General features: G+C 73.1%; 22 protein-coding genes and 1 pseudogene. 13 read left to right on the forward strand and 10 right to left on the reverse strand.

Translation table 11 applies throughout. From position 1 onward, the window contains the following. The first annotated feature begins 57 nt into the window (after nt 1-57). The 3 genes and pseudogenes from ACGRHY_RS15825 to ACGRHY_RS15835 all read left to right on the forward strand — a co-directional run. Nucleotides 58-1,269, forward strand: coding sequence for a helix-turn-helix domain-containing protein (locus tag ACGRHY_RS15825; RefSeq protein ID WP_394635978.1), 1,212 nt, complete (start codon nt 58-60; stop codon nt 1,267-1,269). 94 nt (nt 1,270-1,363) lie between these two features. Beyond that, complete coding sequence (locus ACGRHY_RS15830) at nt 1,364-1,831, forward strand: hypothetical protein (RefSeq protein ID WP_394635979.1); 468 nt, start codon at nt 1,364-1,366, stop codon at nt 1,829-1,831. 477 nt (nt 1,832-2,308) lie between these two features. Next, nucleotides 2,309-2,437: pseudogene (locus ACGRHY_RS15835) on the forward strand (putative ATP-grasp-modified RiPP); the annotation flags it as partial. Nucleotides 2,438-2,463: 26 nt separating this feature from the next. Here the strand turns inward: ACGRHY_RS15835 and ACGRHY_RS15840 are convergent. Continuing rightward, on the reverse strand, nt 2,464-4,986 hold the full coding sequence (locus ACGRHY_RS15840) for an HAD-IC family P-type ATPase (RefSeq protein ID WP_394635980.1): 2,523 nt from the start codon (nt 4,984-4,986) through the stop codon (nt 2,464-2,466). 136 nt (nt 4,987-5,122) lie between these two features. After that, nucleotides 5,123-5,446 carry a DUF2530 domain-containing protein gene (locus ACGRHY_RS15845; RefSeq protein ID WP_394635981.1) on the reverse strand — a complete coding sequence of 108 codons (324 nt, stop codon included), beginning with the start codon at nt 5,444-5,446 and terminating at the stop codon, nt 5,123-5,125. Nucleotides 5,447-5,754: 308 nt separating this feature from the next. On the opposite strand from ACGRHY_RS15845, the gene ACGRHY_RS15850 reads away from it, so the two are divergent. The 4 genes from ACGRHY_RS15850 (at nt 5,755) to thpR (ending at nt 10,226) form a co-directional block, all read left to right on the forward strand. Next, entirely contained in the window at nt 5,755-7,245 is a 1,491-nt protein-coding gene (locus ACGRHY_RS15850; RefSeq protein WP_394635982.1) for an NCS2 family permease, read from the forward strand. Between the two features lie 327 nt (nt 7,246-7,572). Continuing rightward, on the forward strand, nt 7,573-8,010 hold the full coding sequence (locus ACGRHY_RS15855; protein ID WP_394635983.1) for a MarR family winged helix-turn-helix transcriptional regulator: 438 nt from the start codon (nt 7,573-7,575) through the stop codon (nt 8,008-8,010). 32 nt (nt 8,011-8,042) lie between these two features. After that, nucleotides 8,043-9,629 (forward strand): MFS transporter, encoded by a 1,587-nt coding sequence (locus ACGRHY_RS15860; RefSeq protein WP_394635984.1) that lies wholly within the window; start codon nt 8,043-8,045, stop codon nt 9,627-9,629. A gap of 27 nt (nt 9,630-9,656) precedes the next feature. Further along, entirely contained in the window at nt 9,657-10,226 is a 570-nt protein-coding gene (gene thpR, locus ACGRHY_RS15865; protein ID WP_394635985.1) for an RNA 2',3'-cyclic phosphodiesterase, read from the forward strand. Between the two features lie 191 nt (nt 10,227-10,417). On the opposite strand, the gene ACGRHY_RS15870 is transcribed toward thpR, so the two are convergent. Next, nucleotides 10,418-11,404, reverse strand: a complete 987-nt coding sequence (locus tag ACGRHY_RS15870; protein WP_394635986.1) for an aldo/keto reductase — start codon at nt 11,402-11,404, stop codon at nt 10,418-10,420. Nucleotides 11,405-11,480: 76 nt separating this feature from the next. Then, entirely contained in the window at nt 11,481-12,236 is a 756-nt protein-coding gene (locus ACGRHY_RS15875; protein ID WP_394635987.1) for a GDSL-type esterase/lipase family protein, read from the reverse strand. An 84-nt stretch (nt 12,237-12,320) separates the two neighbouring features. Between ACGRHY_RS15875 and ACGRHY_RS15880 the strand changes: the two genes are divergently transcribed. Continuing rightward, nucleotides 12,321-13,418, forward strand: coding sequence for a hypothetical protein (locus ACGRHY_RS15880; protein ID WP_394635988.1), 1,098 nt, complete (start codon nt 12,321-12,323; stop codon nt 13,416-13,418). Between the two features lie 363 nt (nt 13,419-13,781). Here ACGRHY_RS15880 and ACGRHY_RS15885 read toward each other — a convergent pair whose 3' ends face one another. Then, nucleotides 13,782-14,567, reverse strand: a complete 786-nt coding sequence (locus ACGRHY_RS15885) for a TetR/AcrR family transcriptional regulator (protein ID WP_394635989.1) — start codon at nt 14,565-14,567, stop codon at nt 13,782-13,784. An 88-nt stretch (nt 14,568-14,655) separates the two neighbouring features. Between ACGRHY_RS15885 and ACGRHY_RS15890 the strand changes: the two genes are divergently transcribed. Together ACGRHY_RS15890 and ACGRHY_RS15895 are read left to right on the forward strand one after the other, a co-directional pair. Then, nucleotides 14,656-15,642 carry an ATP-binding cassette domain-containing protein gene (locus ACGRHY_RS15890; RefSeq protein WP_394635990.1) on the forward strand — a complete coding sequence of 329 codons (987 nt, stop codon included), beginning with the start codon at nt 14,656-14,658 and terminating at the stop codon, nt 15,640-15,642. Then, a complete protein-coding gene (locus tag ACGRHY_RS15895; protein WP_394635991.1) occupies nt 15,639-16,469 on the forward strand; it encodes an ABC transporter permease in 831 nt (276 codons plus the stop codon). The genes ACGRHY_RS15890 and ACGRHY_RS15895 overlap by 4 nt, the downstream gene beginning before the upstream one ends. Before the next feature lie 43 nt (nt 16,470-16,512). Here ACGRHY_RS15895 and ACGRHY_RS15900 read toward each other — a convergent pair whose 3' ends face one another. The 4 genes from ACGRHY_RS15900 to ACGRHY_RS15915 all read right to left on the reverse strand — a co-directional run bounded on the left by ACGRHY_RS15900 (nt 16,513) and on the right by ACGRHY_RS15915 (nt 19,056). Beyond that, nucleotides 16,513-16,905 carry a pyridoxamine 5'-phosphate oxidase family protein gene (locus ACGRHY_RS15900; RefSeq protein ID WP_394635992.1) on the reverse strand — a complete coding sequence of 131 codons (393 nt, stop codon included), beginning with the start codon at nt 16,903-16,905 and terminating at the stop codon, nt 16,513-16,515. A gap of 122 nt (nt 16,906-17,027) precedes the next feature. Then, the gene (locus ACGRHY_RS15905) at nt 17,028-17,642 is read right to left on the reverse strand and encodes a 2'-5' RNA ligase family protein (protein ID WP_394635993.1); all 615 of its coding nucleotides are present in this window, start codon (nt 17,640-17,642) and stop codon (nt 17,028-17,030) included. Next, nucleotides 17,639-18,217: an N-acetyltransferase gene (locus ACGRHY_RS15910; protein WP_394635994.1), complete on the reverse strand. Its 579-nt coding sequence runs from the start codon at nt 18,215-18,217 to the stop codon at nt 17,639-17,641. Before ACGRHY_RS15910 ends, ACGRHY_RS15905 begins: the two co-directional genes overlap by 4 nt. Continuing rightward, complete coding sequence (locus ACGRHY_RS15915; protein WP_394635995.1) at nt 18,214-19,056, reverse strand: NsdA family TPR-like regulatory protein; 843 nt, start codon at nt 19,054-19,056, stop codon at nt 18,214-18,216. The genes ACGRHY_RS15910 and ACGRHY_RS15915 overlap by 4 nt, the downstream gene beginning before the upstream one ends. A gap of 357 nt (nt 19,057-19,413) precedes the next feature. Here ACGRHY_RS15915 and ACGRHY_RS15920 point away from each other — a divergent pair, with 357 nt between their 5' ends. Next, nucleotides 19,414-19,665 carry a hypothetical protein gene (locus tag ACGRHY_RS15920; RefSeq protein WP_394635996.1) on the forward strand — a complete coding sequence of 84 codons (252 nt, stop codon included), beginning with the start codon at nt 19,414-19,416 and terminating at the stop codon, nt 19,663-19,665. Beyond that, nucleotides 19,655-19,831, forward strand: a complete 177-nt coding sequence (locus ACGRHY_RS15925; RefSeq protein ID WP_394635997.1) for a hypothetical protein — start codon at nt 19,655-19,657, stop codon at nt 19,829-19,831. The genes ACGRHY_RS15920 and ACGRHY_RS15925 overlap by 11 nt, the downstream gene beginning before the upstream one ends. Nucleotides 19,832-20,075: 244 nt before the next feature. Here the strand turns inward: ACGRHY_RS15925 and serC are convergent, their stop codons facing one another. Continuing rightward, nucleotides 20,076-21,194, reverse strand: coding sequence for a phosphoserine transaminase (gene serC / locus ACGRHY_RS15930; protein ID WP_394635998.1), 1,119 nt, complete (start codon nt 21,192-21,194; stop codon nt 20,076-20,078). A 146-nt stretch (nt 21,195-21,340) separates the two neighbouring features. On the opposite strand from serC, the gene ACGRHY_RS15935 reads away from it, so the two are divergent. Beyond that, complete coding sequence (locus ACGRHY_RS15935; protein ID WP_394635999.1) at nt 21,341-24,274, forward strand: FAD-binding and (Fe-S)-binding domain-containing protein; 2,934 nt, start codon at nt 21,341-21,343, stop codon at nt 24,272-24,274. Nucleotides 24,275-24,282 lie beyond the last annotated feature (8 nt).

Genomic DNA, 24,282 nt, shown 5'->3' on the forward strand with positions numbered 1-24,282 from the left:
GGGCTTCTGGACCTACCATCGGACAGCAGCAGCCTGAGCAGACGCACTGGGGTGATCGTGAGCAGCTGGGCTGATCTGACGAACGGTAAGCGCATCAAGCACCTGCGAGGCTCCGGTCTGACACAGCAGGGGCTCGCCGATGCGGCGGGGCTGTCCCTCGCTCTGGTACAGAAAGCCGAGCAGGACCGCGGGGAGTTGTCCGTCGGCTCCCTGCTCGAACTCGCCCACGCGCTGAACACGGACGTGTCCGTGATCCTGGGGCAGCAGGCGCCGCGTCGGGGCATGGACCGCGGCGACCGTGCCGCGCTGCGCCAGCTGTCCGACGCCGTGCACGAGAGCGCCCTCGGCGAGTGGGAGGGCATCGACGACCCGAGTACCGTCGAGGAACTGGGCGAAGCCCGCGACCGCGCATGGGATTCCTACTGGGCGAGCGACACGGCCAGGGTGAGCAGCTACGCCTCGAAGGTCCTCATGGAAGGACAGGCCAGGTACGCCAGCGCCACCGGCAGCGAGCGCGAGCGGCTGGGATCGATTCTGGCGAGCACCTACCGCGTGGCCGCGTCGTGCTCGAACGGGCTCGGGCAGCGCGACCTCGCACTGAGCGCGCTCACGTCGGCGAAGCACCTCGCGGGGAACGTCGGCGACCCTGTGATGACGGCGCTGCTCGAGTCCACGCTGTCGTGGATCCATCTGCGGGGTGCCAAGTTGCCCCGGGCGGTGGCCGTGGCCGAGCGCGCGGCACTGACGGTCGAGCCGTCGTTCGGCAACGGATCCCGCCCGCAACTGCTCGCGTACGGGCGGCTGATGATCTCCGCGGCCGTGGCGGCGTCGAGGCGCGAGGACAGGAGCGCGGCCGACGACTACATCTCGCAGGCGCACGCCGCGGCGGCGAGGCTGGGCCGGGACGAGAAGCTGTACGGGACCAGTTTCGGTCCGACGGCGGCGAAGGCCGAGGCCGTCGGGATCCACGTCGCGCTGAAGGACTACGGGCGCGCACTCGAACTCGCCGGTCAGCCGGAGATGAAGAAGCTCCCCAAGTTCACGTCGAAGGTGGCCCGCAACCGCTACCGGCTTGATGTCGCTCTCGCGCAGTGCGCGGCCGGTCTCCACGACCAGGCCGGAGACACGCTGATCGAGGTAGGGCTCGACGCTCCTGAGTGGGTCAGACACCAGGCGCTGCCCGGTGTCATCGGGAAGCGCCTCGCGAAGGCGTCCACCTCACGCGTGCGGAACATCGGCGAACTCATCGGCGTGCCCTTGATCGCTTGAGTCCTACGGAGCGTACGGGCCGGGGTCCGGCCATCTCGTCAAGTCCTACGCCTCATCGCTTCACTGTGTGTCATCGGGCGAGCACGATTGACGCATGGTCGGTATCCAGAGCGGGCCGGAACGACCCGGGGCCCGCCGAACCGAAGGCGAACTGCGGCTGTGCCGGTCATTGGCGGACGCGGCGGCGGGCGTCGCGCCGGGTGAGGCCGGTGTGTCCGCCGAGGCCGCGAGGACCGAGCGGTTCCGCTGCGTGGTCTGTCTGTGCGGCGCCCCCAACACGGACATCACGGGCCCTCGCGAGGAGTGCACGATGCACGCCGAGGCGTTCGGGTGGGAGATCACGGGAGTGATCGAGGAGCGCGTGGGGCTGCTGCCGCCGCAGGGACGTGACGGTTTGAGACAGGCCGTCGAGTGCGTCAGGAGCGGCGAGGCCGGGGCGGTGCTCACGGCGTGGCGCTCGATGGTCTCGCCCGTTCCGCAGGAGTACGACGACGTGGCGCGCGAGATCGAGAAGGAAGGAGGCTTCCTGGAACTCGCGCGGGTGAACGGGGGCACGGTATGACCTTCGCCCCGGCCATGGCGCGTACGGCGCGTACATGGTGCGACGCGTGGCCGCTCGTCGCGCAGACGGACGACGGGAACCAGTGGGTGACCGGCGCCTGTTGGCTGTACTGCCGACGGGAAGGCTTGCGCGTGCTGTGGGTCGGGTCCGTGACCACGCCCGGTACGACGGGCGACGTGTACGCGTGCGGCCCGTGCATCGCGGAGCTCGACCACATGGCACGCATTCAGTCGCACGGCCGGGACCGAGCGGCCGACCGCGTCGTACAGCCTGTCGCACTCACCGCGCATTCCCCGCCGCGCACCCTGCTCGCAGGCGTGCTCGGAGAACGTCACCGATCACCCCGCGACTGATGCATCCGCTCCTGTCGGGCGGAGTTCGCGCGACACCACTGTACGAAGCGATCAAGGAGGAAACTTGCAGACGAACCTCGCAGGTATGGAGGCCATCGCACCGGTTCCATGGGGGTTGCGCCGTATGGTTCCGCTGCGCAACGGCTCTCCCTCATCACCGTGGCGGTACGCGGGCATCGACCCGGCCACGCAGACCGGCCGGTGGATCGGGGAGGGCGGACAGATGACGCCGGCTGAACTCGGCAAGCACGGCTGTGCCCGGGCCGCCGGGCGGCGGGGTCAGTCCGGGAAGCGGCGGCCGATCCAGCGCCAGGTGACCTCCAGGAGGGCGGCCGAGGCGGCGGCGACGCCGACGGCCGTCCACGGCATCACCGTGCCGACCAGGCGGAGGGCGAAGAAGTCCTGGAGGAACGGGGTGACCTGGACGACCAGGAAGGCCGAGGCCATGGTGAGCACCAACCCGATCCGCCACCAGGTGTAGGGGCGGGCGACGATCGCCAGCACCCACAGCGCCACCAGGAACAGCGTCAGCGTCGCCGCGCTGGTCTCGGCCTCCAGCGCGTCCGGGCCGGTGTAGTGGGAGCGGGCCAGCAGGTAGACGGTGAAGGTGGCGGTCGCGGCGACGATGCCGGAGGGGACCGCGTACCGCATCACGCGCCGTACGAAGTGCGGGCGGGCGCGCTCCCTGTTGGGGGCCAGGGCCAGGAAGAAGGCGGGGATGCCGATGGTCAGGCCGCCCAGCAGGGTCAGATGGCGCGGCAGGAACGGGTAGGGCACCTGGGAGACGATGACCAGCAGGGCCAGCAGCACCGAGTAGACGGTCTTGGTGAGGAAGAGGTTGGCGACGCGTTCGATGTTGCCGATGACCCGCCGCCCCTCGGCGACGACCGACGGCAGGGCGGCGAAGGAGTTGTCGAGCAGCACGATCTGGGCGACGGCCTTGGTGGCCTCCGAGCCCGAGCCCATCGAGACGCCGATGTCGGCGTCCTTCAGGGCCAGTACGTCGTTGACGCCGTCGCCGGTCATGGCGACGGTGCGGCCGCGCGACTGGAGGGCGCCGACCATGTCGCGCTTCTGCTGCGGGGTGACGCGGCCGAATACCGCGCCGTCCTCCAGAGCCGCCGCCAGTTCCTCGCGGTCCTCCGGCAGGGTGCGGGCGTCGACGGTGGAGTCCGCTCCGGGCAGGCCGAGCTTGGCGGCGACGGCGCCGACGGAGACGGCGTTGTCGCCGGAGATGACCTTCGCCGAGACGTCCTGCTCGGCGAAGTAGCGCAGGGTGTCGGCGGCTTCGGGGCGCAGCCGCTGCTCCAGGACGACCAGGGCGGTGGGCTCGGTGGCGGGCTCGGCGGCGGGGCCGGCTGCCGCGGGGCCGGCGAGAAGGGCGGGGTCGTCCAGGGCGCGGGAGGAGCGGGCCAGTAGCAGTACGCGCAGGCCCTGCCGGTTGAGGCGGTCGGTCTCGGCCAGGGCCGGGGAGCCGGGGGCGAGCAGGACGTCGGGGGCGCCCAGCAGCCAGGTGCCCGTCCCGCCGCCGGGCTCGGTGAGGGCCGCGCCGCTGTACTTGCGGGCGGAGGAGAAGGGGAGGGCGCCGGTGCACGGCCAGCCGGCCGCGCCGTCGGCGGGGTGGGCGTCGGCGATGGCCTTCAGACTGGCGTTGGGACGGGGGTCGCTGCCGCCGAGCGCGGCCAGGACCTGCCGTACGCGGGCGGGGTCGGCGCCGTCCAGCGGGCGGACCTCGGCCACGTCCATGCCGCCCTCGGTGAGGGTGCCGGTCTTGTCCAGGCAGACGGTGTCCACGCGGGCCAGGCCCTCGATTGCGGGCAGTTCCTGGACCAGGCACTGCTGCCGTCCCAGCCGGATGACGCCGATGGCGAAGGCGATGGAGGTCAGCAGCACCAGGCCCTCGGGCACCATCGGCACGATGCCGCCGACCATGCGGCGGATCGCCTCGTCGGCGCTGTGGTCCTCCACCAGGAGCTGGCTGAGGACCAGGCCGATCGCCGCCGGAACGATCATCCAGGTGATGTACTTGAGGATCTGGCTGATGCCGCTGCGCAGTTCGGAGTGGACGAGGGTGAAGCGGGAGGCCTCCTCGGCCAGTTGGGCGGCGTACGCCTCGCGCCCGACCCTGGTGGTGGTGAAGGCGCCGCCGCCGGCGACGACGAAGCTGCCGGACATCACGGTGTCGCCGGGCCGCTTGTGGACGGGGTCGGCCTCACCGGTCAGCAGGGACTCGTCCACCTCCAGGCCGTCGGACTCGGTGACGGCGCCGTCCACGACCACCTTGTCGCCGGGGCCCAGCTCGACCAGGTCGCCCAGGACGATCTCGTTCGTGCGGACCTCGACGGCGGCGCCGTCGCGGCGGACGGTCGGCCTGGACTCCCCGATGACGGCCAGGTTGTCCAGCGTCCGCTTGGCGCGCAGCTCCTGGACGATGCCGATGAGGGTGTTGGCGAGGATGACGAAGCCGAACAGGCCGTCCTGGATGGGGCCGACGACCAGGATGATCGCGAAGAGGACGCCGATGATGGCGTTGAAACGGGTGAAGACGTTGGCGCGGACGATGTCGGCCGTGGAGCGGGAGGACCGCACGGGGACGTCGTTGACCTGGCCGAGGGCCGTGCGCTCGGCGACCTCGGCGGCGGTGAGGCCCGGAGACCGGGTGGCGGGGGTCCCCGCGGCCGGGCCGGTGCCCGCTGCTGCCGTGCCCGCGCCCGTGCGGGGGGAGGGTATGGCGAGCGCCGTGCCCTCGTGCGGCTCCGCGGCGCCCCGCTCGCCTCGTACTGTCTCAGCCCGTTCCGTCATGCCCTAGACAGTACGAGGCGAACACGTCTTCGCGCGCGGTCTGCGGCCCGAGCACAGGTGTGATGGGGCAGAAATCAGGGAAGGGTATATGGCCTCCGCGGGGCGGGCGCCCGGTCGCGGTCACATCGGCCGCGGATCACCCGGCGGGTGCGGGGCCCTCCGGGGCGGGGCCTGTGCCGGGGCCGGAGTCCGTCCCGGTCTCCTGTGCGAGGCGTTCGCGGCGCAGCGCCGCCTCGCGGCGGCGGACGAACCAGATGCCGTAGAGGCCCAGGACGCCGCCCGCCAGGCAGGTCCACAGCCACCAGGTGCGGTCGTGTTCGTCGAACCAGCCGTAGAAGGGGAGCTGGACCAGGAAGAGCGTGAACCAGATGACCGTGCCGCCCACGACGGTGGCGACGACGTTGCCCTCCAGGGGTTCGGGTGCCTCACGCTCGCCGCTCGTCCACCTGCTCCAGCCCATCGCCTGGCCCTCTCGCTTCCCGTCACCCCGTCGCCTGTCCGTGCCGCGGCGTTCCGCACCAGCGTAACGAGAGGGGAGGCCGGGGCCGACCCGGGAGCGGCGTACGGGTGGGGGCGGGGGCCGGAAGTCTTGCGGGCAGGGGCGGAGGGAGGGGTGTGGGGAGCGTCACGGCCGTGCCCGGGGAACGTCCCTGTCCGCGAATGGTCTTTTCAGCAGTGGTGCGTTCATACTGAAAGCGCCCTGGATTGGCTGGTTCCCGTTGGAGGAACCTCCGAAACCGTCCCCGAACCGCCCAGTGAAGGTCACGCATGTCCGCTCCGGCCACCGACACCCCGGCCACGCCAGACACCCCCGGTACCCCTGGTAACGAAACCGGATCCCAGTCGCCCGGGAGCGGCATCGACCGCTTCTTCAAGATCTCCGAACGAGGCTCGAGCGTGAGCCGCGAGCTGCGCGGCGGACTCGCCACCTTCTTCGCGATGGCCTACATCGTCGTGCTGAACCCGATCATCCTGGGCGCGGGCACTGACAAGTTCGGCCAGCAGCTCGACAACGCCCAGCTCGTCACCGCCACCGCGCTGATGGCCGGGCTCACCACCATCCTGATGGGCGTCATCGGCAACGTGCCCATCGCGCTGGCCGCCGGACTCGGCATCAACGCCGTGGTCTCCCTCCAGCTCGCGCCGCAGATGAGCTGGCCCGACGCCATGGGCATGGTGGTCCTGGCCGGGCTGGTGCTGATGCTGCTGGTCGCCTCCGGACTGCGCGAGCGCGTCATGGACGCCATCCCCGGCGGGTTGCGCCGGGCCATCGCGATCGGCATCGGCCTGTTCATCACCCTCATCGGCCTGGTGGACTCCGGCTTCGTCACCCGCAACCCCGACGCCGCGAACACCACCGTGCCGCTCGGCCTCGGGCAGGGCGGCCACCTGGCCGGCTGGCCGGTGCTCGTCTTCGTCCTCGGCCTGGCCCTGACCTTCGTCCTGGTCATCAGGAGGACCAAGGGCGCGATCCTGATCAGCATCGTCGCGATGACCGTGGTCGCCGTGGTGGTCAACGCGGTCGCCGAGATCCCCGACGCGGCGTGGGGCCTGGCCGTGCCCAACCTGCCCGAGAGCATCGTGAGCACCCCGGACTTCGGCCTGATCGGCGAGGTCAGCCTCTTCGGCGGCTTCGCGGAGGTCGGCGTGCTGACCGGCTCGCTGTTCGTCTTCACCGTGCTGCTGTCCGGTTTCTTCGACGCGATGGGCACCATCATCGGCGTCGGCCACGAGGCGAAGCTGACCGACGAACAGGGCCGGCTGCCCGGCATGGGCCGCATCCTGATGACGGACGGTGTCGCGGTGGCGGGCGGTGGCTTCGGCTCCTGCTCGGCCAACACCTGCTTCGTGGAGTCCACCGCCGGTGTCGGCGAGGGCGCCCGCACGGGCCTGGCCAACCTCATGACCGGCGCGCTGTTCCTGCTGGCCCTGGTCTTCACGCCGCTGGCCACCGTGGTGCCGTCGCACGCCGCGACCCCGGCGCTGGTCGTGGTCGGCTTCCTGATCATGGCCTCGAACGTGCGGGAGATCGACTGGAGCGACCAGACCGTCGCCGTCCCGGCGTTCCTGACGCTGATCTCCATGCCGTTCACCTACAGCATCACCAACGGCATCGGCATCGGCGTACTCTCCTACATCCTGCTGCGCACCGCCACCGGGCGCTTCCGCGAGATCCCGTGGCTGCTGAACGCCGTGGGAGCCTGCTTCCTGGTCTACTTCCTGCTGGACCCGATCCAGCAGGTGCTCGGGATCGGGTGACCGGGCAGGGCCGGGTGACCGGAACCGGATGACCCGCCGCGGAACACGGAACGAGCGCCCGGGACCACGTGGTCCCGGGCGCTCGTTCCGTGTTCCGCGGCGCGGCGGCAGAGCCGTTCGGGCAGCACACCGTCCGCACTGTCCGCACCGCCCATCCGTAGGCTTGGCGTCTTCGTTTCCGCGGACTCCTTGGGGACAAGGTCGCGGGGTAGGCGGGGAGTGCGCCGGTTTTTCCCGCCGGCTCACTCGCACGGGTGCGCAAAGACACACCTTCCCGGCCCTCCCCGGACTGGTCCTTAGGAGAAGTAATGAGTTAGGCTAACGAATATGTCGGACCTGTCCCGGGGCGAGGACGCCGAAGCCGTCAACGCCCTCCGCGCCGCCACGATGCGCCTGGCGCGCCGCCTCAAGCACCAGCGCGTCGACGAGTCGCTGAGCCCGGCCGAGATGTCGGTCCTCGGCACCCTTGCGCGCTGCGGCTCCGCCACGCCCGGCGAGCTGGCGCGCAAGGAGCACGTGCGACCGCCGTCGATGACCCGCATCGTGGCGATGCTGGAGGCCAAGGGGCTCGTCCGGCTGGAACCGCACAGGGACGACCGCCGCCAGAAGGTGGTCACCCAGACCGAGCAGGCCGAGGCGATGCTCCTCGCGAGCCGTACCAAGCGCAACGCCTGGCTCGCCGAGCTCGCCGGGCAGCTCGACGAGGACGAGTGGGCGCGGCTGCGTGCCGCGGCCCCCGTCCTGGAGAAGCTCGCGCAACTGTAAGAAGGAGTAGCGCCACGAGGAGGCGAAACCGATTGAGTCCGGGACCCGGAGCACACTCCGCACCCGCACCTGACGAGAACACGAACGATTCCGCCGCGGCCGGGGAGCCCTCGAAGAACGCCGGGCCCGCCGGGCCCGCCGGGCCCGCCGGGCCCGCGAAGGCGGCGAAGCCCTCGACGTTCAGCTCGCTGCGCATCCGCAACTACCGGCTGTTCGCCGCGGGGCAGCTCGTCTCCAACACCGGCACCTGGATGCAGCGCATCGCCCAGGACTGGCTGGTCCTCAGCCTCACCGGGTCCGCGACGGCCGTCGGCATCACCACGGCGCTGCAGTTCCTCCCCATGATGCTGCTGGGGCTGTACGGCGGAGTCATCGCCGACCGCTACCCCAAGCGCAGGCTGCTGCTGATCACCCAGACGGCGATGGGCCTGACCGGACTCGCGCTCGCCGCGCTGACCCTCAGCGGCCACGTCCACGTCTGGCACGTCTACGCGCTCGCCTTCGTCCTGGGACTGGCGACGGTCGTGGACAACCCCGCCCGCCAGACCTTCGTCTCGGAGATGGTCGGCCCCGACCAGCTCGCCAACGCCGTCTCCCTCAACGGCGCCAACTTCCAGTCCGCCCGCCTGGTCGGCCCGGCCGTCGCCGGTGTGCTGATCACGGCCGTGGGCAGCGGCTGGGCGTTCCTGCTCAACGGGCTGTCGTTCATCGCGCCGATCACCGGACTGCTGATGATGCGCACCGCCGAACTGCACACCGCCCGGCGTGCCCCGCGCGCCAAGGGCCAGCTCCGCGAGGGCCTGCGGTACGTCGCGAGCCGGCCGGAGCTGATCTGGCCGATCACGCTCGTCGGCTTCGTCGGCACCTTCGCCTACAACTTCCCCATCTGGCTCACCGCCTTCACCGACAAGGTCTTCGACGAGGGCGCGGGCACCTACGGCCTGCTCAACAGCCTGATGGCCGTCGGCTCGGTCGCCGGCGCGCTGCTGGCGGCCCGGCGCGGGGTGAGCCGGATGCGGTTGATGGTCGGCGCCGCGCTGCTCTTCGGCGTGCTGGAGATGGCCGCGGCCCTCTCCCCGTCGTTCTGGGTCTTCGCCCTGCTGATGGCGCCCATCGGCGCGGTGGGCCTGACCTTCAACGTCACCGCCAACTCCACCGTCCAGCTCGCCTCCGACCCGGCGATGCGCGGCCGGGTGATGAGCCTGTACATGATGGTGTTCATGGGCGGCACCCCGCTCGGCGGTCCGCTGATGGGCTGGATCACCGACACCTACGGCGCCCGTATCGGCTTCCTGGCCGGCGGTCTGGTCTCGGCCGCGGCCGCCGTCGCCACCGCCCTGGTGCTGGCCCGGATCTGCGGGCTGCGGCCGAGGGTGGGCCTGCGCCGCGGCCGCCGGGGCCTGACGTTCGTCCCGGTGGCGCGGGGCGTACGGGCGGCCGGCGCGGCGAGTGCGGAGGGGCCGGAGAGCATAGCGGGCGACGGCCCGGTCCCCCAGGACCGCGCCCCGGTCTCCCTGCGCCGGACCGTCCCCGCCGCCGCCCCGGCCACCGCGCCGCCCAGCACCCCGGCCTCCGCGCCGGGCGAGGAGCGGGACCACCGCAGGGACGTGCTCGCGTGAGCGGCACGCCCGCGTGAGACTCTCCCCATGAGGCTTTTCACCGCCGTGCTGCCGCCGCCCTCCGCCGTCGCGGAACTCGGCGAGGAGGTGGAGCGGCTGAAGGGGCTGCCCGGCGCGGACCGGCTGCGCTGGGCCCACCCCGGGGGCTGGCACTTCACGCTCGCCTTCCTGGGAGAGGTGGACGACGACCTCCTGCCCGCCCTGTGCGAGCGCCTGGAGCGCGCCGCCCACCGCCACCACCCCTTCGAGGTGCGGCTGGCCGGGGGCGGCCGGTTCGGCGACCGGGTGCTGTGGGCGGGGGTGGACGACGGCCGCGAGCCGCTGCGGCGGCTGGCCGGCTCCGTCACCGCGGGCGTCAACCGGGCCGGGGCGCCGACCGACGACCGCCCCTACAAGCCGCATCTGACCCTGGCCCGCGCCGACCGCCGCGGACCGGGCCCGGACCTGCGCCCCCTGGCGGCCGCCCTGGAGGGCTTCGCGGGAAGCGCCTGGCGGGCCGGGGAGCTGACCCTCGTGCGCAGCCGGCTGCCCCGCTCCGGGGTCCCCGGGGAGCATCCCCGCTACGAGACGCTGGCGGTCTGGCCGCTGGGCCACTGAAGGGCCGCCGACAGCCCGCCGACGGGCCGCAGGCAGGGCGGGCTACCGTTGGGGCGTGGACCCGAAGACCCGTACCCGCATCGTCAGCGGGGCCCTGGTGCTCATGCTCGCCGTGGTGATGCTGGCGGCCCTCATCGGCTGAGGAGACCGCCCGCCGCCCGCCGCGAGACGGGACGGCCGGGCGGCGGGCGTCACCAGGCGAACGCCTCCGGGGACGGACCGGGACCGGGGAAGATCTCGTCCAGCGACGCCAGCAGCTCCTCCCCCGGCTTCAGCTCCACCGCGCGCAGCGCCGAGTCGAGCTGCTCGCGCGTGCGCGGGCCGATGATCGGACCGGTGATGCCGGGCTGGGCCAGATGCCAGGCCAGGGCCACCTCGCCGGGCTCCAGACCGTGCTTGTCCAGCAGGTCCTCGTACGCCTGGATCCGGTCGCGCAGTCCGGGGTTGTTCGCCAGCGCCTTCGAGGAGCGGCGCTCGGGGTTTTCCCGCTCCTTGCGGAGCACGCCGCCCAGCAGACCCCCGCCCAGCGGGGACCACGGGATGACGCCGAGGCCGTAGCCGCGCGCCGCCGGGATGACCTCCATCTCGGCGCGGCGCTCGACGAGGCTGTACTTGCACTGCTCGCTGACCAGGCCGAGGCGGCCGGTGCGGGCGGCGGTCTCGTTGGCCCGGGCGATGTGCCAGCCCGCGAAGTTGGACGATCCGACGTACAGGATCTTGCCCTGCTGGACCAGGACGTCCATCGCCTGCCAGATCTCCTCCCACGGCGTGTCCCGGTCGACGTGGTGGAACTGGTACAGGTCGATGTGGTCGGTGCGCAGCCGCTTCAGGCTGGCGTCGACGGCGCGGCGGATGTTCACCGCGGACAGCTTGTCGTGGTTGGGCCAGACGTCGCCGCCCGCGGCGGCCATGTTGCCGTAGACCTTGGTGGCGAGTACCACCTTGTCGCGGCGGTCGCCGCCCTTGGCGAACCAGTTGCCGATGATCTCCTCGGTGCGGCCCTTGTTCTCACCCCACCCGTAGACGTTGGCCGTGTCGAAGAAGTTGACGCCCGCGTCGAGCGCGGCGTCCATGATGGCGTGGCTGTCGGCCTCCTCGGTCTGCGGACCGAAGTTCATCGTGCCGAGGACCAGGCGGCTGACCTTGAGGCCGGTGCGTCCGAGCTGCGTGTACTCCATGGACACCAGCCAACGTGCTGGAGTGGGCTCAAGGCAAGAGCGGCACGGCCGGGGCCGGACCCTGGGGCGGAACCCGTCACCCCGTGGTGATCGGCTCGGCCGGCCGGCGGGCGCGGGCCGCACCCGCCTGGGCCCCCACCACGCCAGCGGCGTACGGGCCGCCCACGCCCCACGCCCGGTGCATCGCGTCGGCGAAGGCCGCGGCGATGCGGTGCTCGCCGCAGGCGGTGGGATGGGTGCCGTCGTAGGTGTCGCGGGCCAGGTCCCAGTCGTGCGGCGGTACGGCCGTCAGCAGCGGCGAGGCGGAGGTGGACAGCTCGGCCGCGGTCCGGGCCAGCAGGCCGTTGAAGCGCTCGCACTCGGCGGCGAAGAAGGCGTCGTGCCGCGCCCGTATGTTGGGGATCACCGGCAGCAGCACCATCCGCACCCGCGGCTCGGCGGAGCGGGCCTCGGCGACGAAGCGGCGGACGCCGGCGGCGGTGGCGCCGGAGCCGGTGTAGAAGCCGAGGTCGATCAGGCCCAGGAAGACCAGCAGGGTGTCGGCGCGGTGCTCGCGCACCGCGCCGGCTATCACCGGCGCCATGTGCAGCCAGCCCTCGCCCCAGCCGGCGAGATGGCGGCGGGCAGCGGCGGGGAAGGCGGGGTCGGCGTAGTCGTGGGAGACCGGGGCACCGGCTTCCTTGTCGTACAGCGCGTCACGGGGGCCGACGATCTCGAACGCGGCGCCGTGCGGCCCGCGGGTGCGCTCCAGATGCCGCCACATGCGGTGGCGCCAGGTGTGCTCACCGGCGCCGCCGATGGTCATGGAGTCGCCGACGAAGAGCACGCGCATCCGCTCATCCTCCCGGAAGACGGCTGTGACCTGCGACGTGATGCCCGTCACCCGTCGGCGCCCGCGGATGGCAGGCTTGGGGCCATGCGGAGGCTTGTGCGCGCCCTGGGCGCGGCGACGGTGATCGGGCTGACCGGAACGACCGGAGCGTCCGGGGCGACCGGGGCGACCGGGACGGAGGCGGCGGCCGGCCCCGCCGCCGACGGCTTCACGATCGAGGACGAGCGGATCACCGAGTCCAGCGGCCTGGCGCCCAGCCGCGCCCACCCCGGCGTGTACTGGACGCACAACGACAGCGACGACGGGCCGTACGTCTACGCGATCGACGGCCGCACCGGCGAGACGGTCGCCACCGTCACCCTGGCCGGCGTCACCCCGCGCGACGTCGAGGCCGTCTCCGTCGGCCCGGACGGCGACGTGTACGTCGGCGACATCGGCGACAACTTCGGCGGCCGGTGGCCCGAGGTGTGGATCTACCGCTTCGCCGAGCCCGGGAGGCTGGCCGACCAGACCGTCGAGGCCACCCGCCACACCGTGCGCTACGCCGACGGCCCGCGCGACGCCGAGTCGCTGGCCGTCCACCCCGTCACCGGGCGGGTGTACATCGTCAGCAAGCACGAGGACGGCGGCGCCCTGTACGCCGGGCCCGACGAGCTCCCGGCCTCCGGCGCCGCCACCTTCACCCGCGTCGCGGACATCGGCCTGTGGGCCACCGACGCCGCCTTCTCCCCGGACGGCACCCGGCTGGCGGTGCGCGGCTACTTCGGCGGGACCATGTACGCCTGGGAGGACGGCAGACCGAGGGAGTTGGGACGGCTGACGGTGCCGGTGCAGCGCCAGGGCGAGTCGGTGACCTTCACACCGGACGGCCGGACCCTCCTGTACGGCACGGAGGGCGAGCGCAGCCCCGTACAGCCGATGCCCCTGACCGAGGAGCAACTCCCCCAGAGCGCGGGGAAGGAGAAGCCGGAGCGGACCGGCGGCGACGAGGCCGGTGAGGGGGCCGATGAGAGGGCCGGCGACGAGGCGGGCGACCGCAAGCCCGGCGCCGAAGGCGGCGGGGACGGCGGCGACGGCGGGGGAGAGGGGAGCACTCTCGGATTCGTCCTCGCCCTCGCCGCGGGCGCCGTACTCCTTCTCGCCCTGCGCCGCTCGAAGCGGCGCGGAGGCGGCGGCGCCTGACCCGGTGCCGGGCTTCCCCGCCCGAAGCGGCCGCCCGGCCGCCGCGCCGGGCGGAAGCCCTGCCGCGCGGGGCGGCCGGGCGCGGTAGCGTCCCCGGGGTCCGGCCCGGCGGCGCCCCGCCGTCACCGCCCGGACCGCCTGACCGGCGAAGTGGCTTGAACTGCAAGGCCGTTCGAACCGCGCGGTCCAGGGTGAGCCGGAACGATCATGCGCCGGGCCGCGCGGCCCGGCGCGACCGAGGGGGGTCCGGTCTTGCTCACCGCCGTCTTCCGAGGCCACGGGGGTTCGTCGTCTTCGCGGTCCTCCTGACCGCAGCCTGCGCGGCGGCCGTCTGGCACCGGGCCCGCCGCCGCGCCCGGCCGCTCAGCCCCCGCCGCCCAGCCGCTCGGTGGTGGTCCCGCCGTCCGCGGCGGCGATGAACGACGCCAGGCCGTCGAGCAGCCGCTCCAGGCCGAACTCGAACAGCCGCTCCCCGGGGACGGCGAAGGTGTCCTCGGAGAGCGCGGCCGCGTGCGGGTACGCGCCGCTGAGCATCGCCTTCTCCAGCAGGGGCCCGTGGGCGGTCCAGAACTCCTCGTCGCTGATGCCTGTCTGCCGCGCGGCGAGGGCCGCGTGGACGTGGGCGCGGGCGCAGCCGGCGACATAGCCGTCCACGGCGGCGATGAACCCCAGCCGCTCCTGGTCGGTGAGGGGGAGGCCGGCCAGGCCGGAGACGGCGTAGTCGAAGCCGGCCATGGCGCCGGGACCGAGGACGGGCCGGGCCAGGTTGGTCTGGAGCAGCCAGGGGTGCGCCAGGTACATGCGCCAGTTGCCGTGGGCGACGTAACCCAGGACCGTGCGCCAGTCGGCGTCCCGCGGCGCGTCGTCGCCGGGCATCATCCGGTAGGCGCGGTCGATCATCAGCTCCAGCAGCTCCGCCTTGCCCGGCACGTAGCGGTAGAGCGACATCGTGCCGACGCCCAGTTCGGCGGCGACGCGGCGCATGGAGAGCGCGTCGATCCCCTCGCCGTCGGTGATCGCGACGCCCGCGGCGGCGATGCGCTCCAGGGTCAGGCCCGGCCTGGGACCGCGGGAGGGGCGCTCCCCCTGGCCCCACAGGAGGTCCAGGCTGCGCCTGAGGTAGCCGCGGTCGCTGTTCTCGCTCGTCATCGGGGCCCATCCTACGGGTGCGCCGGAAAACCGAGTACGGCGTACGCACAATCGGGTACGCTGTACCCGGTTTCGAAGGGAGGCCACCATGACCACACCCGCGACCCCGTACGCCGTACTGGCGGAGGGGCTGGTGAAGCGGTACGGCGGCGGACGCGCGCTGGACGGCTTCGACCTGGAGGTAGGGCGCGGCACCGTGCACGGCCTGCTCGGCCCCAACGGCGCGGGCAAGACCACCGCCGTCCGCGTCCTGGCCACGCTCGTCCGGCCCGACGGCGGCCGGGCCGAGGTGGCGGGGCACGACGTGACCCGCGAGCCCGTCCGCGTACGCCGCAGGATCGGGCTGACCGGGCAGTACGCGGCGGTCGACGAGATCCTCACCGGCCGCCAGAACCTGGAGATGTTCGGCCGCCTGTTCCACCTCGGCACCCGGCGCGCCCGGCAGCGGGCCGGGGAACTGCTGGAGCGCTTCGCGCTGACCGAGGCGGCCGACAAGCCGCTCAAGGCGTACAGCGGCGGCATGCGGCGCCGCCTGGACCTGGCCGCCGGGATGATCCTCGCCCCCGAGGTGCTCTTCCTGGACGAGCCCACCACCGGACTCGACCCGCGCAGCCGCAACGAGGTGTGGGAGGCGGTGCGCTCACTGGTCGCCGGCGGTACGACGGTGCTGCTGACCACGCAGTACCTGGAGGAGGCCGACCGGCTGGCCGACCGCGTCACCGTGATCGACCGCGGCGTGCGCATCGCCGACGACACCCCGGCCGCCCTCAAGGGCGCGGTCGGCGGCGACCGGGTGGAGGTGGTGCTGTACGACGCGGCCGACCTGCCCGCCGCCGCCAAGGTCCTCGCCCGCGTCGCGGACGAGGGCGCCGAACCGTACACCGACCCCGTGGAGCGCCGGGCGCACGCACCGGTCACCGACCGGGTGGCCGCGCTCACCGAGGTGGCCCGGAACCTCCAGGACGAGGGTGTCGGGGTGGAGGACATCGGCCTGCGCCGCCCCACCCTGGACGAGGTCTTCCTGCGCCTGACCGGCCACCGTACCGCCACCGGGCAGAAGGAGAACGCGGCATGAGCGGCCTGAACCCCACAGCCACAGCCCCGTCCGGCCCGCAGGGCCGCCTGTACTGGGCCCTCGCCGACTGCTGGACGATCGTCCGCCGCGACCTGACCCACATCGCCCGGCAGCCGTCCATCATCGCCTGGCAGCTCGGTTTCCCGATCGTCTCGGTGCTGCTGTTCGTCTACGTCTTCGGCAGCGCCATGGACGTGGGCGCGGCCGACTACGAGTCGTACGCACTGCCCGGCATGTTCACCATGACGATGGCCTTCGGCTTCATGAACACCGCGATGGCCGTCGCGGTGGACAAGGAGCGCGGGATCACCGACCGCTTCCGCTCCATGCCCATGTCGCCGTCGGCGGTGGTCACCGGACGCGGCGTCTCCGACGTGCTGCACGCCGGGCTGGACCTGCTGGTGCTGGCCGCCATCGCCCTGGTGGTCGGCTGGCGCTCGGACGGCGGGGTGCTCGCCACCCTCTACGCCTTCGGACTGCTGCTCCTGCTGCGCTTCGCGCTGATCTGGGTCGGGGTCCTCATCGGGCTGCTCGTGCCCAACCAGGAGGCGGCGGGGAACCTGTTCGCGATCGCCTTCCCCTTCGGGATGATCTCCAGCGTCTTCACCCCGCCCTCGATGATGCCGGACTGGCTGGGCGCGATCGCGATGTGGAACCCGGTCTCCTCCACTGCGAACGCCGTGCGCGACCTCTTCGGCAACCCCGTGCCGGGCGGCGGGAGCTGGATCGAGCAGAACGCGGCGCTGATGGCGGTGGTCTGGCCGCTGGTGATCACGGCGGTCTTCCTGCCCCTGGCGGTACGGCGCTACCAGCGGCTCTCCGGCTGACGGCCCGGCGGTGGACGGGGCCGAGCCGTCCGCCGCCGGGCTCTCACCGCTCGCCCACCGGGCGCAGCTCGTACAGCAGCGACCGGTCGAGCATCAGCCGGTGGCCCAGCGGCACCAGCACGCCCCGCACGGGGTGCTTCCGGGCCAGGCGCCGGGCCGCGTGCCGGGCCTCGCGGCCCGACAGCCGCCGCACGTCCACCTTCATCGGCGCGCCCGCCGGGGTGCCGCCCAGGGAGGCGGGGGAGATCTCCGCCTCGGGGCGGCGGCGCAGCCGACCGGCCGTGCCCGACCGGCCGCGGGCGCGCACGTAGGCGCGGTCGCCCTCCACGGCGATCGCCGTGGCCGTGCCCACCGGCACGCCCTCGCGGTCGTACGTGGCCAGCCAGACGCGCCGCTCGTCGGCGAACAGACTCAGCCCGGTGCCCGGAGTGCTCATGCGCCCCCGGGTACCTCACCGGGGCCGTACGGAAACGGGCGCGGCCCATGGGTGTCCGCCCATTTCCGGTCGGCCCCCGCCCGGGTCGGGGCTTCGGCCCTGTGCCACGGAGTGCCGCGGTGTCAGCCGAGGCGCACCGCTGCGAAGTCCTCCCACTCATACATCCGGTTGTCCCGGCCCAGGACGATGAGGTCCACCTGCTCGATCCGCGCCGTGGCGGGCTCGGCGTCGACCGCGTCCAGGGCGCGAGCGACCGGAGAGGCCGGGCCGTCGCTGTTGCTGTAGGCGATCGTCACATGCGGTGCGAAGCCGTCCGCGGGCTCGGGAACGTCGTCCCGTATGTCCGCGATGGCGGCACGGACCGCTGCCCGTACGGCTGTGGGCGACCCGCTGGGCTCGGCCTCCCACCGGATCGCTTCCGGGGTGATCTCCGGCTGGTGGAGAGGCAGATCGAAGGGTGCCACGCCGGTCAGGCGCCGACGGGTCGCGTCGGCGATGGCTCGCGCGTCCTGCTCCGGAACCTCGTCCACGAAGCCCAGGCCCTGCACGGTCAGGTGAAGCCATCGGTCGGGAACGAGGTCCAGGCCCGCCACCTCGGCCAGCCCTCGGCGGCAAACGTCGGCCAGACGGTGTACTTCGGTGGCGGTCCGAAAAGTGAAGTGCCAGGTGCAGAAGTGGCGTCCGGGCCTCCAGCCCGGACGCCACCACCAGTGGTCCGCCACGGTTTCGGCGGTCATGCGGGCGCCTTGAGGGGGTCGCGGACCATGGTGGCGAAGCGGGGGGAGTCGGGGAACGGCTGTTGGTCACCGATGTTGCGGTACCCCCACGACTCGTAGACCGCCTTCAGCCGCCCGTCGGAGCGGCTGGGGTCGACCAGGAGCGTGGCGCGCCGCTCAGCACGCTCGGCGAGAAGCGTCTCGTGGAGAAGGCGGGAGGTTCCGGCGCCCGCGCTGCCCCGCCATGGGCCGCGGACCATGACTTCCTGGACGGCGAACGTGCGGATGCCGTCCTCGCGGGTGAAGTCCTCCGGCATCGGCCGGAGCATGCTCGACCACCATCTGGTGCCCGGGACGAGGGGGCCGCCGGAGGCGCAGCCGACCGGCTCGTCGCCCTGGTAACCGATGACGGTTTCCCAGCCCGACCGGGAGGCGTAGGAGTCCAAGCGCTCGCCGAACCGTTCACGGGATTTGAAGGGGCTGCCCAACAGACCGAAGTCGCCGCGAACCCCTTCGCTGAGATCCAGGAGGAGGTCTCGGACACCGTTCGCGAGGCTGCTGGTGCGGCGGAGGGTGAGAGAACTGGTGTCGGTCATGCGGCCACCGCCTTGTAGTGGGTCTTCCAGTCGTGGGTCTCCCGGCTTCGGGGGGCGAGTTCGGTGATCCGCTTGGTGAAGTCGCCGAGGATCTTGTGGACGCGGCCGTGGCCGGCCAGTTCCGAGGGGATACCCCGCGCGGTGGAGACGGCCGGCTCGAGGTCCCCCTGACCGAGTTGGGCGACGGCGAGGTTCGCGTAGACCAGGGCGCGGTTGCGCTCGAAGTCGGGCCGCAGGCCGGGGAGACCGCGGTGCGCGTGACTTTCGGCTTCGGGATGGTTCCCCATGCGCAGGTGGGCGATCATCGCGAGATGATCCAGCTCGGCCTGATCGTAGAAGCCGATCCAGGCGGGTCTCCGGGTGTTCCGGTCGGCTCGGTCGAATGCCTTCTGCGCGTTGTCGAGGTAGAGCCGGGCTTTCCTGACGTCTCCTCTTTCGGCGTGGCTGATGCCGATGCGGGCCAGTGCCAGGGAGACGTGGAACGGGTCGCGGCGGGCGACGACGGCCCGGGAGCGTTCGGTGGCGGCCAGGGCGTCTGCGCGGCGTCCTTGCTGCTTGTGGAGGATGCTGGCGTGGCCCCATACGCGGAACTCGGTGGCGGGGCCGCCCGACAGTCCCGCCAGGGTGACGGTTCGGTTCAGGTGCTGCTCGGCCTCCCGCGGCCTGCGCCCGTCGACGGCGGCCCACACGGCGCTGTTGGAGAAGGCCGCGGCGACCGTGTACAGCTCCGGGCGGATGCGGGACGAGGCGCTGCCGTTCTCCAGAAGGTTCAGGGTCTCCTGGGTGAGCGCCGTGGCGTGCTTCTCCAGTTGGAGGGTGCCGCCGTACCGGTCCTCCATGTTCGCGTCATGACGGGACGTTAGGTCGGTTCCCCGGAGGCGCTCGCAAAGGCGGCGTAAAGATGTCAGTGCATCGGGGTGCGGCCGGTGCCGCGAATGTCATTCCCGGCGGGTTCTCGATCGCAGCCATCTGGTTACGTCACCGCGAGTCACCGAGGAGTCCGGGAATGTGACCAGATTTGCCGTAGACACCACCACGCCATCCACTGCCCCGCTCGTCCGGGCGGGGGTGTGGTGCGAGGCGGTCAGCACCCTTGCGGGCCTTCCGGGGACGGCCACGCGCCGGGACGGGTACGCCGCCCCGGGCCCGAGGCGGCGGTCCGGTGGATACGGGCCGGGGCGCGCACCGTGGCCTGCGTGCTCGGCCCGCACCAGGCCGGGTACGTGCTGGACCACTGGGTGGACGGACCCGGCTCGGTCAGGGCTCGCACCCGGCTGTGCGAAGCCGGCGAACGTTCGCTGACCCTCTACCCCGGCATCCAGCACCTGACCTGGCAGGCCCGCCCGGTGCGGTTCCTGCACCTGGCGGAGGTCAACGGCGGCCCTCCGTGCGGCCGCAGGCACCGGCCGCGACTGCTGCTGACCGGGAGGGCCGGCCGTGCCCGGTGACGCGCCCCAGACGCCCGACGGCGCGAAGACCACGCAGCCCGGCCGGCCGGGCTGCGTGTGCCTGACGGTGAAGGCCAATCCCGGCGCCCTCTTCATCGTGCTGGTGATCCTCGGCTGCGCCGCCTGGTGGCTGTGGCCGCTCCTCGTATTCGCGCTCGGCTGGTAGCCCCCCGTTATGTTTTCTGCGGCTCCGCAACGGAGCCGCAGAAAACATAACGGGGAGCCGGACCGGGCTCTGTGCCACCTCGGGGCGTCCGGTCGCCGCACCCACCGCACCCGCACCCCGCCCCTGGACCGGGGCGGTGTGGAAGACGGTGTGGAAGACGGTGCCGCCGGCCGCCGGGACCGCGACGGGGTCCCGGCGCCCGGCGGCCGGGTGCGTACGGAGCGGGTACGTACCGCCGTACGGCTCAGAGGCGCTCGGCGACGTAGTCCACGCAGGCCGTCAGGGCCTCGACGTCCGCCGGCTCGACGGCCGGGAACATCGCCACGCGAAGCTGGTTGCGCCCCAGCTTGCGGTACGGCTCGGTGTCCACGATGCCGTTGGCGCGCAGCACCTTGGCGATCGCGGCGGCGTCCACGCCCTCGGCGAGGTCGATCGTGCCGACGACCTGGGAGCGCTGGGCGGGGTCGGTCACGAAGGGGGTGGCGATCTGGGACTTCTCCGCCCAGCCGTACAGCCGCGAGGAGGAGTCGGCGGTGCGGGAGGTGGCCCAGTCCAGACCGCCCTGGCCGTTGATCCACTCGAGCTGGTCGGCCAGCAGGAAGAGGGTGGCGACGGCCGGGGTGTTGTACGTCTGGTTCTTGCGGGAGTTGTCGATCGCGGTCGGCAGGTCGAAGAAGGCCGGGATGTGCCGGTCGCCCGCAGCGATCCGCTCGGCCCGCTCCAGCGCGGCCGGGGAGAACACGCCCAGCCACAGGCCGCCGTCCGCGGCGAACGACTTCTGCGGGGCGAAGTAGTAGACGTCGGTCTCGGCGATGTCCACCGGCAGGCCGCCCGCGCCGGAGGTGGCGTCGACCAGGACCAGTGCGCCCTCGTCCGCGCCCTCGACCCGCTTGACCGGCATGGCGACGCCGGTGGAGGTCTCGTTGTGGGTGAGGGCGTACACGTCCACGCCCGCCTCGGCGCTCGGCAGCGGGTGGGTGCCGGGCTCGGAGGAGATCACGGACGGGTCGGCCAGCCAGGGGGCGAGCTTGGCGGCCTTGGCGAACTTGGAGGAGAACTCGCCGAAGGACAGGTGCTGGGACCTGGACTCGATCAGACCGTGGGTCGCGATGTCCCAGAAGGCGGTGGAGCCGCCGTTGCCCAGGACGACCTCGTAGCCCTCCGGGAGACCGAAGAGCTCCTTCACCCCCTCGCGCACCCTGCCGACCAGGTTCTTGACCGGAGCCTGGCGGTGTGAGGTGCCCAGCAGGGACGTACCGGTGGCGGCCAGGGCGCTCAGCGCCTCCGTCCGCACCTTGGACGGGCCCGAACCGAATCGTCCGTCGGCGGGCTTGATGTCTGCGGGAATCTGGAGATCGGCCACGTACCGAAGGGTAGTGCGTGGCCGCCCTGTGCTCCGTGAGGCGTCCACCCCGCGAGACGCGCCGTGGACGCGCCGCGGGACACGCGACGAGACACACCGTGGAACGACTGGTGCGGAAGGGACCGGCCGGGATGCACGCTGTTGCCATGGGTGACGACGCGGCGAGGGCGGCAAGGGAGCAGGCGCGCACGGCGCTGGAGCGTACTGCGCAGGCGGAGGAGCGCGAGCGGGCGCGGGAGGTGGTGCGGGCGCTGCGGGCGGCGGTGCGGGGGGAGGTGGCCGACGACGCGGGCTCCCGCGCGCTGGTGACGATGGACGCGTCCAACTACCGGCGGGTGCCGCTGGCCGTGGTCGCGCCGCGCGACGCCGGCGACGTGGCGGCGGCGCTGGAGGTGTGCCGGGGGACGGGGGTGCCGGTGGTGCCGCGTGGCGGGGGCACGTCCATCGCCGGGCAGGCGACGGGCACGGGGGTGGTGCTGGACTTCACCCGCCACATGGACGCGGTCCTGTCGCTCGACCCCGGGGCGCGCACCGCCGTCGTCCAGCCGGGCGTGGTCCTGGACGATCTGTGCCGCGCGGCCGGCGCCCACGGGCTGACCTTCGGCCCCGACCCCTCCACCCACAGCCGCTGCACGCTCGGCGGGATGATCGGCAACAACTCCTGCGGTTCCCACTCGGTGGCCTGGGGGACGACCGCCGACAACGTCCGGGACCTGGAGGTGCTCACCTACGGCGGCGAGCGGGTCCGGCTCGCGCCCGGCGGGGAGGGCGTGCCCGAGTGGCTGCGCGCCGGGGCGCGGGAACTGGTGGGCGGGGAACTCGCCCGGCTGCGCACCGGCTTCCCCGAACTGCCGCGCCGTATCTCCGGCTACGCCCTGGACGCGCTGCTGCCCGAGCGCGGCGAGGACTGGGCGCGGGCGTTCACCGGCAGCGAGGGCACTCTCGGGGTGGTCACGGCCGCCACGGTGGGGCTGGTGGAGCGGCCCGGCGCGCGGGTGCTGGCGGTGCTGGGCTACGCGGACGAGAGCGCGGCGGCCGAGGCGGCCGTCACCCTCCTTCCGCACCGTCCGCTGACGGTGGAGGGCATGGCGAGCGATCTGGTGCCCGAGACCGAGCGGGCGATGCTGCCCCGGGGCGGGGCGTGGCTGTTCGTCGAGGTCGGCGGCGCGGACGCGGACGGGGCGCGGGCGGCGGCCGAGCGGCTGTGCCGGGCGGCGGCCGGGGACGCGGCCGACCACGCGCTGGTCGCCGACCCGGCCGGGCAGCGCGCCCTGTGGCGGGTGCGCGAGGACGCCTCGGGCACCGCCACCCGCATGCCTGACGGCAGCGAGGCGTGGCCCGGCTGGGAGGACTGCGCGGTCCCGCCCGCCCGGCTGGGCGCGTATCTGCGGGACTTCCGCGCGCTGCTGGCCGAACACGGGCTGCGCGGGCTGCCGTACGGCCACTTCGGCGACGGCTGCATCCATGTGCGCATCGACTTCGACCTGATCGTCGAGGCGGGCGTCGCCCGCTTCCGCCGCTTCTCCGGTGACCTGGCCGATCTGGTGGTCGCGCACGGCGGCTCGCTGTCGGGCGAGCACGGCGACGGGCAGGCGCGCGCCGAGCTGCTGCCGCGCATGTACGGGCGGGAGACGGTGGAGCTGTTCGGCCGTTTCAAGGACCTGTGGGATCCCGACGGCGGCCTCAACCCCGGCATGCTGGTGCGCCCCCACCGCCTGGACGAGAACCTGCGGTTCGCGCCGCTGCCGCGTGAGCCCCTTCCGGTCGTCTACGGCTACCCGGAGGACGGCGGCGACTTCTCCGCGGCGGTACGGCGCTGCGTGGGAGTGGCCAAGTGCCGCAATCCCGCCGGGAGTCCGGGCGTGATGTGCCCCTCCTACCGGGCGACGGGGGAGGAGAGGCACTCCACGCGCGGCCGGGCGCGGCTGCTGCACGAGATGCTCGCGGGCGAGGTGGTCACCGACGGCTGGCGCTCGGAGGAGGTACGCGAGGCACTGGATCTGTGCCTGTCGTGCAAGGGCTGCCGCAGCGACTGCCCGGTGGGGGTGGACATGGCCACCTACAAGGCGGAGTTCCTGCACCACCACTACGCGGGCCGCCGCCGTCCGATGGCCCACTACTCGATGGGACTGCTGCCGCTGTGGCTGCGGGCGGTGGCCGCCACCCGTACCGCGCCGCTGCTGGGCGCCCTGGCGCGTACCCCGCTTGCGGCCCCGGCCAAGCGGCTGGGCGGGATCGCTCCGGAGCGGGAGATCCCGCCGCTGCCGCGCGCTCCCTTCATGCGCCGGTGGCGCGCTTACCGCCGCACGCGCCCAGCGCGTCCCGCGCGCGGCGGTAAGCGCGTCGTGCTGTGGCCGGACACCTTCACCAACCACCTCTCCCCCGAGGCGGGCGCCGCGGCCGTGCGGGTGCTGGAGGCGGCCGGGCTGGAGGTGGTCCCGCCGCCGGGCGCGGACCGGGTCTGCTGCGGCCTGACCTGGGTCTCCACCGGACGGCTCGACGGCGCGCGCCGTGTGCTGCGCCGCACCCTGGACCGGCTGGAGCCCGTACTGGAGGCGGGGGTCCCGGTGGTCGTCCTGGAACCGCCGTGCGCGGCGGCGCTGCGCACCGACGCCCCCGAACTGCTCCCGGACGACCCGCGCGCGAAGCGGCTGGCCGCCTCCGTGCGCACCTTCGCCCAGGCGCTGGAGGAGTACGCCCCCCACTGGGCCCCGCCGCGGATCGGCCGCCCGGTGGCCGGCCAGACCCACTGCCACCAGCACGCCGTGCTGGGCGACGCGGCGGAGCGGCGGCTGCGGGAGAAGGCCGGGCTGACCGGCGCGCTGAGCGACGGCTGCTGCGGGCTGGCGGGCAACTTCGGCTTCGAGAAAGGGCACTTCGAGGTCTCGGCCGCCTGCGCGGAGGAGAAGCTGCTGCCGGCGGTGCGCGGCGCCGAGCCGGGCACCGAACTGCTGGCCGACGGCTACTCCTGCCGCACCCAGCTCGCCCAGCTCGGCGGGTACCGCGCCCGCCACCTGGCGGAGGTGCTGGCCGAGGCGCTGGAGGGGCCGCCGGAGGAGGGGCGGCGGGGAGAGCGGTGAGGCGGGAG

The sequence above is a fragment of the Streptomyces shinuiensis genome, from assembly GCF_043660855.1.
Taxonomy (GTDB): Bacteria; Actinomycetota; Actinomycetes; order Streptomycetales; family Streptomycetaceae; genus Streptomyces.